Genomic DNA, 15,866 nt, shown 5'->3' on the forward strand with positions numbered 1-15,866 from the left:
TCGGGGCGGGGCAACTTCAGCTCGGGGCAACTTCAGCTCGGGGCGACCCCGGTTCGGGGCAACCTGGTTCGGCACCCCGAACCGTCAGCGCCCCTCACCGCTCGAGGAACGCGAACAGCTCCTCCCAGCGCCGTACGATCTCCCCCGGCGTATAGCGCCGGATACGCTGCCGCGCCAGCTCGCCCATCGCATCCCGCAGCTCCCGGTCGGACATCAGCAGGTCGAGCCTGCGCGCGAGTTCCCCGGTGTTGCCGGGGCCGGCGAGCAGCCCGTCCTCGCCGTCGTGGATGATCTCGCGGACGCCCGGCGCGCAGTCGAAGGCGGCGCAGGGCACCGCCATCGCCATCGCCTCCATCAGGGCGAGCGGGAAGCCCTCGCCGCGTGAGGACTGCACGAAGACCGAGGCACCGCGCAGCGCCCCCGGGACATCGTTCGTACGCCCCATCCACTGCACCGAGCCGTCGAGCCCGAGCGCGGTGCACTGCTTGCGGAGGAGCTCCTCGTCCTCGCCGGAGCCGTAAATCCGCAGCGTCCACTCCGGTTGGCGCGGCGCGAGCTCGGCCCAGGTGTCCAGGAGCATGTCGATGCCCTTCTGGTCGTGCAGCCGCCCGATGCTGGTGACGACCTTCGCGGAGCGCGGCGAGGGCTCCTTGGGCATGAAGGGCAGCGGGTTCGGCAGATACGAGGCGTTGTCCATACCCTGCCGGATCCACAGATCGGCGTCCTCGCGGGTGAGGGCGAGCATCCGGTCGACGTCCTTGTAGTACTTCTGCACCCGTTCGAAGCGCGAGGTGGCCCGCGAGTACGCGAAGGACTCATGGCTCATGCCGATCACCGTCAGGCCGGAGGTGTCGGCGAGCGCCACCCATTCCATCGCCCACACCTGCGTGACGATCACGACCGCGCCGGGCCTCGCCCGTACGAACAGCGCGGTGAGCCTGGCAGCCTGCTCGTGCATCGCCGCCCGCCGCTCGTGCCGCAGCCGCCGCCCGGCGAGGTCGAGCCGCCCCTTGACGCCGCGCGCCGGTCCGATGCGCGGCGGGGGGACGTCGTACAGCGTGGTGGTGGCGTACGGGAGGCTCCCGCCGATGTCCTGCTGCTGTGCGGCTGCGGTGATGCCGATGACATGGACCCGGTGGCCGCGCGCGCTGAAGAGGCGGGCCATCTGGTGCGACCAGCTGGTGACGCCGCCCAGCTCGTCCACGCTGTTGGAGACGATGAAGATGTCCCGCAGAGCATCCGCCCGCCCGTCCGCTGCGGCCTTCTGGGTACTCATCCGCGGCTCCGGTGGGAGAAGAACTGCTCGACGATGCTGCGGGCGGCCGTGCCCTGGTCGTACTCGCCGAACTCGGCCACGAACCGCTCGCGGCCTGCGGCGTACTCGACCTGCTGTTCGTCCAGCGAGCCGAGCGCGGCGTACAGCTCGTCCTCGGTGCGGACGACCGGTCCGGGCGCGCGCTCCAGGAGGTCGAAGTAGGTGCCGCGGCCTTCGTGCACGTACTCCTCGTAGTCGTAGGTGAAGAAGAGCATCGGGCGGTCGAGGAGGGCGTAGTCGAACATCACCGAGGAGTAGTCGGTGATCAGCGCGTCGCTCAGCTCCATCAGCTCGGTCACGTCGTGATGCGCGGACACGTCGAGGACGCGGCCGCGCACGGACGGCGGGAGCACCACGTGGTCGAGGTAGTGCGAGCGGACCAGGAGCACGAAGCGTTCGCCGAACTGCGCGGCGAAGCGCTCCACGTCGAAGGGCAGCTCGAAGCGGCCGTTCCTGGCGCCGTGCCGGCGGAAGGTGGGCGCGTACAGCAGCACCTGCCGGTCGTACGGGATGCCGAGTCCGGCGGCGAGCGGGCCGCGCTCGCGCCGGCCCTCGGCCCGCTCGCGCTCCCGGGCGCGCACCAGGGCGTCGTTGCGCGGATAGCCCACGCGCAGGAGGGTCTTCTCCTTGAGCCGGAAGGCCTTGGCGAGGGTGCGCACGTCGTGCTCCGAACGGATCAGGAAGCGGTCGAAGCGGTCGAGGGTGGCCTGCTGTTCCTCCCGCTGCGGCCTTGGCTTCAGCTTCCAGGCGGGCTCGTCGAAGCCCATGCGTTTGAGGGCGGAGCCGTGCCAGGTCTGGATGTACGTGGTGCCGGGCCGTTTGGCGAGCTTCAGCGGATAGCTCTGGTTGTCGATCCAGAACTCGGCCTGCGCGAGTGCCCGCAGGTAGGGCAGTGACCAGCGGCGGACGAGGGTGGCGTCCTCGGGGAATCCCCGGGGGCTCGGGCCCGCGTACGACCAGACCGCCTCGAAGTCGATGCCCTGGCGGCGCATCTCCTCGTAGAGGGCTCGAGGGCTGTCGCTGTACTGCTTGCCCAGGTGGCTCTCGAAGACCACGAGGCCCTTCCTGAGCGGCAGCCGGCTGAAAACCTCGCGGTAGAGCCGGACCTTGGCCTCGCCGGAGGTCGCCTTCGCGCGCAGGGATTCGGCGTGGCGGTAGCCGGCTTTGGCAAGTCGTCCGGGGGTTCCGTGGACGCCCCGGCCGATGAGCTCGCGCGCCCGGCCCGTAACGGCGTTCCGGCCGACCAGGCGGAAGGCCAGATGCCCGCGCCGGGAGACCGTGGGTTCGATGTGGTCGGCCACGAGCCGGGTCAGGCGCGGCCGCACCGGGAGCAGGCCCTCGGCCAGGCCGGGCTCGCCCGCGGTGAGCCGGGTGGTGGTGCGGACGCCGTCGGCCTTCAGGTGGAGACGTACGTCCCAGACCGCGTCCACGATGCCGAGCGGCCGCAGGCCCTTCGTCAGATCGGCCGTGGCCTCCCAGGCCACCGTCTCGCCCTCGTGCGCCAGCGAAGCCACCGGGAAGCGGAAGGACTGCAGGCTGCGGCGGCGGGCGCGGAATTCGAGCTCGCCGGTGAGCCGTGCGCCCGGCCCGATGATCCCGAGCGGATTGGTGATGCGCCCGGCCATCCGCACCGCGCCGCCCCGCTCCTCGTAGGCGGTGAGCTCGTTGCGCAGGAACATCTGGTCGAGGGCTTTGGTGTGGTGGCCGAGTTCGGTGACATCCAGGATCCTGCGGCCCTGGGGATCGTCGAGGTGTTCGGCGCACCAGTAGACGCGGCCCTCGCGTTCGACGAGCGGGGAGGAGATCTTGTCGCGGTTGGTGAGGCTGTCGACGGCGGGCAGCAGCCGGTCCCAGTCGCCCCGGCTCAGCAGATAGGCGCAGACGGCCTGCAGGGGCTGCACCTGCTCGGCGGCCGCGGGGTCCACGGTGTCCAGATAGTCGCGGGCGATCCGGGCGAACTCCTCGCGGTAGCCGGCATCACGGAACGGCAGGTCCCGCAGGTGCAGTACGAGATCGTGCTTGAGGAACTTGACGTCCTTGGCCAGCTTCAGCTCCGTGAGGCCGCGCTCGGCGAGTAGGGCGTCGATGCGGCGGTGGATCTCCATCCGGTGGGCGAAGTTGGCGATCTCGTGACGGCGGTTGCTGATCGACTTCGCCGTGGCCTTCTCGACGACCCGCCACTCGTACACCCGGTTGGGGATCAGGGTGATGCGGCGCGCGGCCACATAGGCCTGGGCGGAGAAGAGCAGGTCCTCGTAGTGGATGCCCACCGGGAAGCGCAGCCCCGCCTCCTGCAGGAACGCGCGGCGGTAGCACTTGTTGGTGGAGAGCGTGTCGAAGACGAGCAGGTCCGGCAGTTCGGTGACCGAGTCGATGGTGCGGGTGCGCCGGTACAGCCAGGGGTACCACTCGGACTGCTTCCCGTGCCGCGAGTCGAGGTACACCCGTACGCACAGGCCGGAGACGAGGTCGGCGTCCGTGGTCCGTGCCGCCTCCAGCATGTTCCGGCAGGCATTGCGTTCCAGGACGTCGTCGCTGTCCAGGAACATCAGGTAGGCACCGCGGGCCTGCCCGATGCCGTGGTTGCGGGGCGCTCCGCAGCCACCGCTGTTCTCCGGCAGCCGGTACGCGCGCACCCGGCCCGGGTGCTCCGCGGCGAGGCGCTGCGCCACGGCGTACGAGCCGTCCGTACTGCAGTCGTCCACGATGACGGCTTCGACGCCGCGCAGGGTCTGGCCGAGGACGGAGCGCACGGCGGTGGGCAGGCGCGCCTCGTCGTTGTGAACGATCACGACAACGGACACATCGGGGTACATCACCCGAACAGTATCGACCGCTCATCGGTTCGGGGCGAGACGGTGAACCCGGAAGGGGCGGCGCCCGAAGGCACCGCCCCTCCTCACCGGATTCCCACCGGTCCGCTCGGTCGTGCGACCTCGACGGCGTCTCAGCTGTGCGACCTCAGCAGCGTCCGCATCGTGCGCATCGCCACCGACAGGTTCGCCAGGTCGAAGGAGTCCGAGCCCTGGATCTCGTCCAGGGTCGTCTTCGCGCGGCCCAGGATCGCCGCGTTCTGCTCCTGCCAGGCCTTGAAGCGCTGCTCCGGCGACGCGCCGCCGTTGCCCACGGACAGGACCTCCGAGGTGAGCGCCGCGTGTGCCGCGTACAGGTCCTCGCGGATCGCCGCACGGGCCATCGACGACCAGCGGTCGGCGCGCGGCAGGGCGCTGATCCGGTCCATCAGCTGGGTGATGGTGAGCCGGTCCGCGAGGTCGTAGTAGACCTCGGCGACGGCGAGCGGGTCCTTGCCGGTCCGGTCGGCGATCAGCACGATGTCGAGGGTCGGGAACACCGAGGAGAACCCGGCAACGCGCTGCGCCAGCTCCTCCGGCACGGCGGCCGCGGTCAGCTCCTCGAAGATCTGCTGGTACCACTCCAGGTCCGCGCCGCGCAGCAGCTTCGGCAGCTCGGCCCACACCTGGTGGACGCCCTCGCTGAAGAAGGTGATGGTCCCGGCGAGTTCCAGCGGCTGCGGCCGGTTGTTGAGCATCCAGCGGGTGCCGCGCTCCACGAGGCGGCGCGAGTGCAGCCGGATCCGGGTCTGGACGTCGGCGGCGACCGTGTTGTCCAGGGCCTCGACCGCGTCCCACACCTCGGAGAGCCCGAAGATCTCCCGGGCCGCGGTGTGCGCCCGTACGACCTCTTCGAGCGAGGCGCCGGTCTCCTCGCGCATCCGGTGCAAGAAGCTCGTACCGCCCGCGTTGACCGTGTCGTTCACCAGGACCGTAGTGACGATCTCGCGGCGCAGCGCGTGCGCCTCGATCTGCTCGGTGAAGTTCTCGCGCAGCGCCGTCGGGAAGTAGGCGTGCAGGAGGCTCTGCAGATACGGGTCGTCGGGGAGGCTGGTGGCGATCAGGTCCTGCGCCACGGTGATCTTCGTGTACGCGAGGAGCACCGCCGTCTCCGGCTGGGTCAGACCGTGCTCACCCGCGAGGCGCTCCCGGATCTGCCGCTCGGTCGGCAGGAACTCGATGGCCCGGTCGAGCCTGCCCTCGCGCACCAGGGTGCGCATGAAGCGCTGCTGGGCGTGGAGCATCGAGGAGGACTGGGCGATGGCGTTGGCGAGGGCGGTGTTCTGCGCGTAGTTGTTGCGCAGCACCAGCCTGCCGACCTCGTCGGTCATCTCGGCGAGCAGCTTGTTGCGCTGCTTGACGGTCATGTCGCCGTTGGCGACGACCGCGTTGAGCAGGATCTTGATGTTCACCTCGTGGTCGGAGGTGTCCACGCCCGCGCTGTTGTCGATCGCGTCGGTGTTGACGCGTCCGCCGTGCTGCGCGAACTCGATCCGGCCGAGCTGGGTCAGGCCCAGGTTGCCGCCCTCGCCGACGACCTTGACCCTGAGGCCGCTGCCGTTGACGCGGATGGCGTCGTTCGCCTTGTCGCCGACGTCGGCGTTCGACTCGGCGGAGGACTTCACGTAGGTGCCGATGCCGCCGTTCCACAGCAGGTCGACCGGCGAGGAGAGGATCGCCTGCATCAGCTCGGCCGGGGTCATCTTGGCGACGCCGGTCTCGATGCCGAGCGCCTCGCGGATGTGCGCGTTCAGCGGGATCGACTTGGCCGAGCGGGGGAAGATCCCGCCGCCCGCGGAGAGCAGCTCGGTGTTGTAGTCGGCCCAGGAGCTGCGCGGCAGCTCGAACAGGCGGCGGCGCTCGGCGTAGGAGACGGCCGCGTCCGGGTTCGGGTCGATGAAGATGTGCCGATGGTCGAAGGCGGCGACCAGGCGGATGTGCTCGGAGAGCAGCATGCCGTTGCCGAAGACGTCACCGCTCATGTCGCCGACGCCGACGACCGTGAACTCCTCGGTCTGGGTGTCGACGCCCAGCTCGCGGAAGTGCCGCTTCACGGACTCCCAGGCACCGCGGGCGGTGATGCCCATGCCCTTGTGGTCGTAACCGGCACTGCCGCCGGAGGCGAAGGCGTCACCGAGCCAGAAGTTGTACGACTCGGCGACCTCGTTGGCGATGTCGGAGAACGTGGCCGTGCCCTTGTCGGCCGCGACCACCAGATACGTGTCGTCCTCGTCGTGCCGTACGACGTCGGCCGGGGGCACGACCTCGCCGGCCACCATGTTGTCGGTGATGTCGAGCAGCGCCGAGATGAAGGTCTTGTAGCTGGCCACACCCTCGGCGAGCCACGCGTCCCGGTCCTTGGCGGGGTCGGGCAACTGCTTGGCGACGAAGCCGCCCTTCGCGCCGACCGGCACGATGACGGTGTTCTTCACCATCTGCGCCTTCACCAGGCCGAGGATCTCCGTACGGAAGTCCTCCCGGCGGTCCGACCAGCGAAGACCGCCGCGCGCGACCTTGCCGAAGCGCAGGTGCACACCCTCGACGCGCGGCGAGTACACCCAGATCTCATAGGCGGGACGCGGCTCGGGCAGGTCGGGGATGGCCTGCGGGTCGAGCTTCATGGAGACGTACGAGTGCCAGGTGCCGCCCGCGGCCTCCTGGAAGAAATTCGTGCGCAGGGTGGCCTTGATGACGGTGAGGAAGGACCGCAGGATCCGGTCCTCGTCGAGGCTCGCCACCTGGTCGAGCGCGCCGTCGACCTCTTCGAGCAGCCCGTCGGTCAGCTCGGTGCCGGCCCGCTGGCGGTCGGGGGACAGCCGCGCCTCGAAGAGGGAGACGAGGAGGCGGGTGGTGTGGACGTTGTTGCGGAGGGTGTCCTCCATGTAGTCCTGGCTGAACTTCGAGCCGGCCTGGCGCAGGTACTTCGCGTACGCGCGCAGCACCATCGCCTGCCGCCAGCCCAGACCGGCGCGCAGCACGAGGGAGTTGAAGCCGTCGTTCTCGGCCTTGCCCGTCCACACGGCCGCGAAGGCCTGCTGGAAACGCTCGCGGGCGTCGTCCGCCAGGTAGTCGCCGTTGCCGTTCGGCTTCGGCATGCGCAGGCCGAAGTCGTAGATCCAGGCGGTGTTGCGGTCGCTGGTGCGCAGTTCGTACGGGCGCTCGTCGACGACCTCGCAGCCCAGGCGCTGCAGCACGGGCAGCACCGCGGACAGGGAGACCTGCTCGCCGGAGCGGTAGATCTTGAAGCGGCGCTCGCCGGGGCCCGCGCCGACCGGCTCGTAGAGCGAGAGCGCGAAGTCCTGGTCGCTCTGGTTGAGGGCTTCGAGGTGGACGAGGTCGGCGACCGCGGCGCGCGGCGAGTGGTCGGCCTTGTACCCCTCCTGGAAGGCGCCGGAGTACTTGCGGAGCAGTTCGGCGGCGCGCTCCTCGCCGAGTTCGGCGTTGAGCGCCTCGGCGAAGCCGTCGGCCCAGGAGCGGGCCGCCTCGACCAGACGGGCCTCGATACGGTCCTTGTCGACATCGGAGAGCAGCGGCAGCTCGGTGCCGGGGGCGACACGGACGACGAAGTGCAGCCGGGACAGGATCGACTCGGTGTTCCAGGCGGTGAAGTCGACGCTGGTGCCGCCGAGCTCCTCCTTGAGGATGTCGATGATGCGCAGCCGGACGCCGGTGGTGTAGCGGTCGCGCGGCAGGTAGACCAGGGCCGAGTAGTAGCGCCCGTACTCGTCCTTGCGCAGGTAGAGGCGCAGGCGCCGGCGCTCCTGCAGGTACAGGACGCTGGTGGCGATCTCGCGCAGCTCGTCGACCGGGGTCTGGAAGAGCTCGTCGCGCGGGTACGTCTCGAGGATCTGCAGCAGGTCGCGGCCGTCGTGACTGTTGGGCGAGAAGCCGGCGGCCTTGAGTACCTGCTCGACCTTGCGGCGGATCACCGGGACGCGGCGCACCGACTCGGTGTACGCGGCCGAGGAGAACAGGCCGAGGAAGCGGCGCTCGCCGACGACGTTGCCCTCGGCGTCGAACTTCTTCACGCCGACGTAGTCGAGGTAGCTCGGGCGGTGCACGGTGGCCCGGCTGTTGGCCTTGGTGAGCACCAGGAGCTTGTGCTCGCGGGCCTTCGCGCGGGCGTCGGCGGGCAGCCGGTTGAAGGAGGGGCTGACCGGGTGCGCCTCGTCGCCCTCGGTGTGGTGCGGGTCGGAGCGCAGGATGCCGAGGCCGGTGCCCGGCACGGCGGTGAGCGAGTCCTCGTCGGTGAGGTCGTACTCGCGGTAGCCGAGGAAGGTGAAGTGGTCGTCGGCCAGCCAGCGCAGCAGCTCGCGGGCCTCCTCGATGTCCTGCTCGCGCAGGTCGTCGGCGGTCGGCTCGGTCGGCAGGTCCTCGGCGATGCGCAGCGCGGCCTCGCGCATCTTCTCCCAGTCCTCGACGGCCTCGCGGACGTCGGACAGGACGCGCAGCAGGTCGGCGGTGATCTGCTTGAGGTCGGCGCGGTCGGTCTCACGGTCGATCTCGACGTGGATCCAGGACTCGACCACCGTGTCGTGTGCGCCCTCGGAGGCCTTCTGCGCGGCCGCGCTGTCGGTGATGGCCTCGATCAGCTTGCCGGTGACATCACGGCGTACGACCACCTGCGGGTGGATCACGACGTGGATGCCGCGGCCCTGGCGGGACAGCTCGTTGGTCACCGAGTCGACGAGGAAGGGCATGTCGTCCGTGACGACCTCGACCACCGAGTGGCTGGAGGTCCAGCCGTTCTCCTCCACGGTCGGGGTCTGCACCCGGACGCTGGCGGTGCCCTGCGGCCGGTTCTCGGCCAGGCGGTAGTGCGAGAGTGCGGCGCCGAAGACATCGACCGGGTCGCGGTCGGTCAGGTCCTCGGGCGCGGTGTGCAGGTAGTAGCGCTGGAGATACGTGAGGACGGTGTCGCCGTCGGGGGCGTCCTCACCTTCGGCGCCGGTCGGGAGGTGCCCTCCGACCGGGCTGTGCTCAGCGACCCGGGCGGCCCGTGCGAGCAGCTCGGCCTTGGCTTCGTCCAGCTTGGTCTGCATGTCCTCTGGCTCCTGTCGCGCGCCGTTGCGTGACGTAGAAATCGGGAAAACTGCCCTTGATGACGCTTACGGCAGAGCGCCGCGTCCCGGGGTGCCGGGCTGCTGTCGACGGTATGCCGTGGTCCTGGAAGCGTGGGGCGCCATGGGCCGAAGAACGGGTTGCGCCCCCATGGATCTCGGAGCCCGCGGATGTACCGCACGGGCTCTCGGCGGTGGCCTCCCACGCCCGGCGGTCGGCCGGGCGAAGGCGGGGGGCTCCGCTGCCCCCGCGGCTTATCGCACTGATCACGCCCTACAGGCTATCCCGATCGGACCGGAGACCGTCATGGGACGGTTCGGCCGAAAAGACGGGGGCGAACTTTGACAGTCTGGACAGAGACGAGGGGAGCACAGGGGGCGTAATGGGCGCCGGCCGCTCTCCTGCCATCCCACGAGACGCTCCGCCTCACGCCACGCACCGCTCCGCCTCCGCCACGGCCTCGGCAAGGCTGTCCACCACCGGCACACCCGCCGCGGCCAGGCTGGCCCGGCTGTGCGAACCTCCGGTGTACAGCACCGCCCGCGCACCGACATGCGCGGCCGCCACCGCATCGTCCACGGCGTCCCCGATGACCACGGCCCGCCCGGCATCGACCCCGTCGAGCGCCGCCAGGTGCCGCGCCATCTGGCCGGCCTTGCCGTCCGTGGAACCGCCCACGCGTCCGTCCACGCGCAGGAAACGCTCCTCGATGCCATGCGTCCGTACGATCGGCAGCAGCCGGTCATGCGGGGCGAGCGAGCACATCGACTGGGTCAGCCCGGCCTCCTGCCACTCGGCGAGCAGCCGCCCGGCGCCCTCGGCGAGCCCGGCGGACTCGGCGAACGCCCAGTAGTGCCGGTGGAAGGCCTCGTCCATCACGGCCCACTCGGCCGGTGTCGGTGTCCGGCCCATCAGCCGCTCGTAGAACCTGGGCACCGGCACGCAGTACAGGTCCCGGTAGCGCTCGAGCGTGATGGGCGGGAGCCCGATCTCGGCGAACGAGGCGTTGGTGGCCTGGATGACGGCGTCGATGTCGTGGAACAGCGTGCCGTTCCAGTCCCAGACGATGTGCGCTTGCTTCCCCATCCCTCGACGGTACCCACTGCCACCGACAATCCGGCCGGGAGGCGTGTGCAGGGCGGCGGCCCTCAGCCGATCAGGTTGGGGATCTCCTGGGTGGCGAACCACAGCAGCTCGTGGTCCTCGGCCCCGTCCACGGTGAACTGGGCGTCGTCGTCGCCGAGGTCCGCGGCCCCGAGCGCCGAGGCCGCCGCCGCGATGTCGCCCACGGCATCGTCCGCGTCCACGTGCACGGCCGCCGCCTTGCGCAGCGGCACGGCGCGCGCGAGCCGCACCTCGCCGAGGGCCCCGCGGTCGAGCCCGCGGTCGGGGTCTACGGCCGCCTCCGCGTCCGGCACGTCCACCGCGACGACCACCCGGCGCGGCACCGCAGCGGGATCTCCCGCGATCAGCCGCAGGGAGGCCGCCGCGGCCCGGTTGAGCGCCGCGTACTCCAGTTCCTCGATGTCGTCGGAGACGTACCACTCGCGCAGCGCGGGCGTCACCGCGTACGCCGTCAGCGGTCCCGGCCCGAGCTCGGCCGCGTGGTGCGCCTGCGCGAGAGAGGCAAGTGTCAGGGGGACGTAGACACGCATGAAGCCGCCGCTTTCGTCATCGGTTCGGGGTTCCCGTGGCGTACGGGACGGCCCTCAGGATACGTGCGGGCGTCCCCTTTCGAGTTGCTGCCCGGCTGCCGTACGACGTCAACCCGGCGCCCCGCACCGAGGCCGTTGCGCCCGCCGTGGAAGGACCCGGCCACCCTGATAGGTGAACCTCCGCGGCACCCCTCGGCCGCCGCGCCCCGCATTGCACCGACCCCCGCGCTCCCCGTACAAGGTTCACCGAGAGCTACCGACGGGTAACCAGGCCCGACCAGGCAGAACGGGGATCCGATATGACCATGAGCAGCACCCGCCCGGCCTCCCGCCGCGTGCCCGCACCTCGCGGCCCGGCCACCCGCCGGGACGCCGGCCGGGACACGCGCCCTGGCGTACGGCAAGACGCACGCCAGGACACCCGCAGGGACTCCCGCCGCCCCGGCGAACCCCGCCGCGTCCCCGCACAGCGGCGTACCGCGCTCCCCCGCTACTGGTTCGCCGAACGGCTCCTCGCCGTCCTGAGCGGGCACCGGCCGGTGCACTGGATGCTGAGCCACACCGTGGGCGAGGCCTACGAGCAGCTCACCGTGCTCGCCCCGCTGACCCCGCTGCGGGCGGCGGGCACACGCCCCGTCCTGCGTGCCTGTGGCGAGCACCGCCCCGAGGACGGTGTGATCGAGGCCTTCGCCCGGATCACGGCCGGCGGACAGGTACGGGCCATGGCCTTCCGTCTGGAACAGGGCCCCGACCTGCGCTGGAGGTGCGCGGCCGTCGAGGTCGGCCACCCGCGCAGCGCCCCCGCCCGGGTCGGCGCACCCGCATGACGCCTGCCAGGACCGCCCCGCGCCCGGACCGCCCCGCGCCCGCACATACGTGACCGGGGCCCCGCACCACTGCGGGACCCCGGTCACGTACCAGCAGACGAAACCACTTCTTGCAGACGGAACCACGTCCTGCAGAGGGGGCTACGTCCTGCAGAGGGGGCTACGTCCTGCGGCGGACTACTTCTTGCGGCGTCGTCCGCCGCCACTCCTCTGCGCCTTGCGCCGCTCGGCGCGGGTCATCCCGTCCGCGGCGGAGCGCACCGGACCGGCCGGGGCGTCCTCGACCAGGTCGCCCTCGACGACACCGCCCTCGCCGTCCACGGACGGCGCCGAGAAGTGCAGACCGCCGCGGCGCTGCGGGGCCTCCAGGCCCTTGGCGCGGATCTCGGGACGGCCGGCACCAGCCGGCACAGCGTCCTCCTTCTTGTCGAGGGACGGCTTCGCGTCCTCGACCGGGACCTCCTCGACCTGCTGCTCGACCTGGACCTCCAGGTTGAACAGATAGCCGACGGACTCCTCCTTGATGCCCTCCATCATGGCGGTGAACATGTCGAAGCCCTCGCGCTGGTACTCGACCAGGGGATCCTTCTGCGCCATCGCGCGCAGGCCGATGCCCTCCTGGAGGTAGTCCATCTCGTAGAGGTGCTCACGCCACTTGCGGTCGAGGACGCTCAGCACGACCCGGCGCTCCAGCTCACGCATGATCTCCGAGCCGAGCTGCTCCTCGCGCGCGTCGTACTGCGCGTGGATGTCGTCCTTGATCGCGTCGGTGATGAACTCGGCGGTCAGACCGGCGCGGTCACCGGCCTCGTCCTCCAGCTCCTCGACGGTGACCTTCACCGGGTAGAGCTGCTTGAACGCGCCCCACAGCCGGTCGAGGTCCCAGTCCTCGGCGAAGCCCTCGGCGGTCTCGGCCGCGATGTAGGCGTCGATGGTGTCGTCCATGAAGTGGCGCACCTGCTCGTGCAGGTCCTCGCCCTCCAGGACGCGGCGGCGCTCGCCGTAGATGACCTCGCGCTGGCGGTTGAGCACCTCGTCGTACTTCAGCACGTTCTTACGCGTCTCGAAGTTCTGCTGCTCGACCTGCGACTGGGCGGAGGCGATGGCGCGGGTGACCATCTTGTTCTCGATCGGGACATCGTCCGGCACATTGGCCATGGCCATGACGCGCTCGACCATCTGCGCCTTGAACAGCCGCATCAGGTCGTCGCCGAGCGAGAGGTAGAAACGGGACTCGCCGGGGTCGCCCTGACGGCCGGAGCGGCCTCGCAGCTGATTGTCGATACGGCGCGACTCGTGGCGCTCGGTGCCGAGCACATAGAGGCCGCCGAGGTCCTTGACCTCGTCGTGCTCGTCCTTGACGGCCTGCTCGGCGCGCTCCATCGCGGCGGGCAGCGCGGCCGCCCACTCCTCGATGTGCTCCTCGGGGTCGAGGCCCTGCTGGCGCAGCTCGGCCTCGGCGAGGTCCTCGGGGTTGCCGCCGAGCTTGATGTCGGTACCGCGGCCCGCCATGTTCGTGGCGACGGTGACGGCGCCCTTGCGGCCCGCCTGGGCCACGATGCTCGCCTCACGGTCGTGCTGCTTGGCGTTGAGCACCTCGTGCGGGATGCCTCGCTTGGCGAGCTGCTGCGAGAGGTACTCGGACTTCTCGACGGAGACGGTGCCGACCAGGATCGGCTGGCCGTGCTCGTGCTTCTCGGCGATGTCGTCGACGACCGCGTCGAACTTCGCCTTCTCCGTGCGGTAGATCAGGTCGGACTGGTCCTGGCGGACCATCGGCCGGTTGGTCGGGATCGGCACGACGCCCAGCTTGTAGATCTGCTGGAACTCGGCGGCCTCGGTCATCGCCGTACCGGTCATGCCGGACAGGCCGCTGTCGTAGTCCCGGCGCTTGTACAGGCGGAAGAAGTTCTGCAGGGTGATCGTGGCGAGCGTCTGGTTCTCGTCCTTGATGTCCACCCCTTCCTTCGCCTCGATCGCCTGGTGCATGCCCTCGTTGTAGCGGCGGCCGGCGAGGATACGGCCGGTGTGCTCGTCGACGATCATGACTTCGCCGTCGATGACGACGTAGTCCTTGTCCTTCTTGAAGAGTTCCTTGGCCTTGATGGCGTTGTTCAGGTAACCGACGAGCGGGGTGTTGACCGACTCGTAGAGGTTGTCGATGCCCAGCCAGTCCTCGACCTTGGCGACACCGGACTCGTGGATGCCGACGGTGCGCTTCTTCTCGTCGACGTCGTAGTCGCCGGTCTCCTCGATGCCCTTGAGCGGCTGGCCCGCCTCGCCCTTCTTCAGGCGGGTGACCAGCTTGGCGAAGTCGCCGTACCACTTCGTGGCCTGGTCGGCGGGGCCGGAGATGATCAGCGGCGTACGGGCCTCGTCGACGAGGATGGAGTCGACCTCGTCGACGATCGCGAAGTTGTGGCCGCGCTGGACGAGCTCGTCCTGGCTCCAGGCCATGTTGTCGCGGAGGTAGTCGAAGCCGAACTCGTTGTTCGTGCCGTACGTGATGTCGCAGCCGTACTGCTCGCGGCGCTGGGCCGGGGTCATGTTGGCGAGGATGCAGCCGACCTCGAGGCCCAGGAACTTGTGGACGCGGCCCATCAGCTCGGAGTCGCGCTCGGCCAGGTAGTCGTTCACCGTGATCAGGTGGACGCCCTTGCCGGACAGCGCGTTCAGATACGCGGGCAGCGTGCCGACGAGGGTCTTGCCCTCACCGGTCTTCATCTCCGCGACGTATCCCATGTGCAGGGCTGCACCGCCCATGATCTGCACGTCGTAGTGACGCTGGCCCAGGACGCGCTTGGCGGCCTCACGCACGGTGGCGAAGGCCTCCGGCAGCAGGTCGTCGAGGCTGTCGCCGGACTTGCCGTCACTGTCGACGTACTCCTGGTAGCGCTCCTTGTACTCCTCGGTGAGCGCGCGCAGCTCGGCGTCGGAGAGGGACTCGAAGTCCTCTTCGATGGAGTTGACCTGGTCCGCGATGCGGTGCAGCTTGCGCAGGATCTTGCCTTCGCCTGCACGCATGAGCTTGGTGAGGACGGACACGAGGGCTGGTCTCCTTGCCGGTCGGGCCTGGGACGGTCGAGTGTGGTGGGCTGTTCTGCTGTGGTCTGGCGGTTCTGCGGTCGTACGGACACGGCAGGTGTCCCCCCACCGCAACGGCCATCGTATGCGAGGACACCGTCACGCCGGGAGGTCCACCTGTAGGTCCAACGGACAGGAGGCCCGGAAGGTGCCGGAAACTCAGCCTCGCCTGCCGCAGTCCGGTCATCCCCGTCCACCGGAGTCCGGTCATCCCCGCCCGCCGGAGCCGGAACGATATCCCCTGGCCGCCCCCGCCCGGAACCATGGACAATCCCGCAATGGACCACGCAACACTCACCACCGACCGACTGACCCTGCGCCCCCTCGGCCCCCAGGACATCGACGCGGTGTACGCCGCCTGCCAGGACCCCGAGGTCCAGCACTGGACCACCGTTCCCTCGCCGTACCGCCGCGAGGACGCTGAGATGTTCGCCGGGACGATAGCCCCGCAGGCGTGGACCGAGGGCAAGGAGTACTGCTTCGCCGTCCTCGACGAGGAGGACCGCCTCGTCGCGGTGACCGGCCTCATGGAGCGCATCGGCAACGCCCGCGAGATCGGCTTCTGGACGGTGAAGGAACACCGCGGCCAGGGCTACATGACCGAGGCCGTACGCGCCGTGACCCGCTGGGGCTTCGAAGAACTGCGCGTCGACCGCATCGAATGGAAGGCCGCGGTCGGCAACCATGCCTCGCGCGCGGTGGCCGAGAAGGCCGGCTTCAGACTGGAGGGCACCCTGCGCTCGGCCCTGCTGAACAAGGGCCGCCGCCGGGACTGCTGGATCGCCGGCCTGCTGCCGGGCGACGTCGGGCTGCCTACGCGGGATCCTTATCTGCCGGGTGAAGGCTGACGCGGTCCGCCGAGCTGGCGTTCCCCGGAGGCTCCCGGACGTTCCCCGGACAGTCCCCTCCCTCCCGGGGGCCGAAGCCCTTCTCAGGCTATCGGTCGGCACTGACAAACGGCCCTGCCCACCAGGTCAACGCCTTGCCCGGCAGCCCGATTGCCGCTCCCGGCCCGCATTGAGTTCCTAACTGACGTCAAGTAGTTCGTGGTGTTCTTGAGGGTCGGTTCGTA

Annotated in this window: 8 protein-coding genes; 2 read left to right on the forward strand and 6 right to left on the reverse strand. The window is 70.0% G+C overall.

Annotated elements, in window-relative coordinates; all coding sequences use genetic code 11:
- Nucleotides 1-94: 94 nt before the first annotated feature.
- The 5 genes from ACLF6P_RS20985 to ACLF6P_RS21005 form a co-directional block, all read right to left on the reverse strand.
- Entirely contained in the window at nt 95-1,276 is a 1,182-nt protein-coding gene (locus ACLF6P_RS20985) for a glycosyltransferase (RefSeq protein WP_415952144.1), read from the reverse strand.
- On the reverse strand, nt 1,273-4,131 hold the full coding sequence (locus tag ACLF6P_RS20990; protein ID WP_415952145.1) for a bifunctional glycosyltransferase/CDP-glycerol:glycerophosphate glycerophosphotransferase: 2,859 nt from the start codon (nt 4,129-4,131) through the stop codon (nt 1,273-1,275). The genes ACLF6P_RS20985 and ACLF6P_RS20990 overlap by 4 nt, the downstream gene beginning before the upstream one ends.
- Before the next feature lie 131 nt (nt 4,132-4,262).
- Complete coding sequence (locus ACLF6P_RS20995) at nt 4,263-9,209, reverse strand: NAD-glutamate dehydrogenase (RefSeq protein WP_415952147.1); 4,947 nt, start codon at nt 9,207-9,209, stop codon at nt 4,263-4,265.
- A gap of 445 nt (nt 9,210-9,654) precedes the next feature.
- Nucleotides 9,655-10,314 (reverse strand): HAD family hydrolase, encoded by a 660-nt coding sequence (locus ACLF6P_RS21000; RefSeq protein WP_415952148.1) that lies wholly within the window; start codon nt 10,312-10,314, stop codon nt 9,655-9,657.
- A 62-nt stretch (nt 10,315-10,376) separates the two neighbouring features.
- Nucleotides 10,377-10,883, reverse strand: a complete 507-nt coding sequence (locus tag ACLF6P_RS21005) for a DUF6912 family protein (protein ID WP_415952150.1) — start codon at nt 10,881-10,883, stop codon at nt 10,377-10,379.
- 305 nt (nt 10,884-11,188) lie between these two features.
- Between ACLF6P_RS21005 and ACLF6P_RS21010 the strand changes: the two genes are divergently transcribed.
- A complete protein-coding gene (locus tag ACLF6P_RS21010) occupies nt 11,189-11,710 on the forward strand; it encodes an Rv3235 family protein (RefSeq protein WP_415952152.1) in 522 nt (173 codons plus the stop codon).
- 177 nt (nt 11,711-11,887) lie between these two features.
- Here ACLF6P_RS21010 and secA read toward each other — a convergent pair whose 3' ends face one another.
- Nucleotides 11,888-14,755 (reverse strand): preprotein translocase subunit SecA, encoded by a 2,868-nt coding sequence (secA, locus tag ACLF6P_RS21015; protein ID WP_415952154.1) that lies wholly within the window; start codon nt 14,753-14,755, stop codon nt 11,888-11,890.
- Nucleotides 14,756-15,072: 317 nt separating this feature from the next.
- On the opposite strand from secA, the gene ACLF6P_RS21020 reads away from it, so the two are divergent.
- A complete protein-coding gene (locus tag ACLF6P_RS21020; protein WP_415952155.1) occupies nt 15,073-15,642 on the forward strand; it encodes a GNAT family N-acetyltransferase in 570 nt (189 codons plus the stop codon).
- Nucleotides 15,643-15,866 lie beyond the last annotated feature (224 nt).

The sequence above is a fragment of the Streptomyces lothianensis genome (assembly GCF_047779955.1).
Classification (GTDB): Bacteria; Actinomycetota; Actinomycetes; order Streptomycetales; family Streptomycetaceae; genus Streptomyces.

Excerpts from the sequence above, each read along its gene's own strand:
- ACLF6P_RS20985 (WP_415952144.1), bottom strand. The coding sequence starts at position 1,276 with ATGAGTACCCAGAAGGCCGCAGCGGACGGGCGGGCGGATGCTCTGCGG.
- ACLF6P_RS20990 (WP_415952145.1), bottom strand. The coding sequence starts at position 4,131 with ATGTACCCCGATGTGTCCGTTGTCGTGATCGTTCACAACGACGAGGCG.
- ACLF6P_RS20995 (WP_415952147.1), bottom strand. The coding sequence starts at position 9,209 with ATGCAGACCAAGCTGGACGAAGCCAAGGCCGAGCTGCTCGCACGGGCC.
- ACLF6P_RS21000 (WP_415952148.1), bottom strand. The coding sequence starts at position 10,314 with ATGGGGAAGCAAGCGCACATCGTCTGGGACTGGAACGGCACGCTGTTC.
- ACLF6P_RS21005 (WP_415952150.1), bottom strand. The coding sequence starts at position 10,883 with ATGCGTGTCTACGTCCCCCTGACACTTGCCTCTCTCGCGCAGGCGCAC.
- ACLF6P_RS21010 (WP_415952152.1), top strand. The coding sequence starts at position 11,189 with ATGAGCAGCACCCGCCCGGCCTCCCGCCGCGTGCCCGCACCTCGCGGC.
- ACLF6P_RS21020 (WP_415952155.1), top strand. The coding sequence starts at position 15,073 with ATGGACCACGCAACACTCACCACCGACCGACTGACCCTGCGCCCCCTC.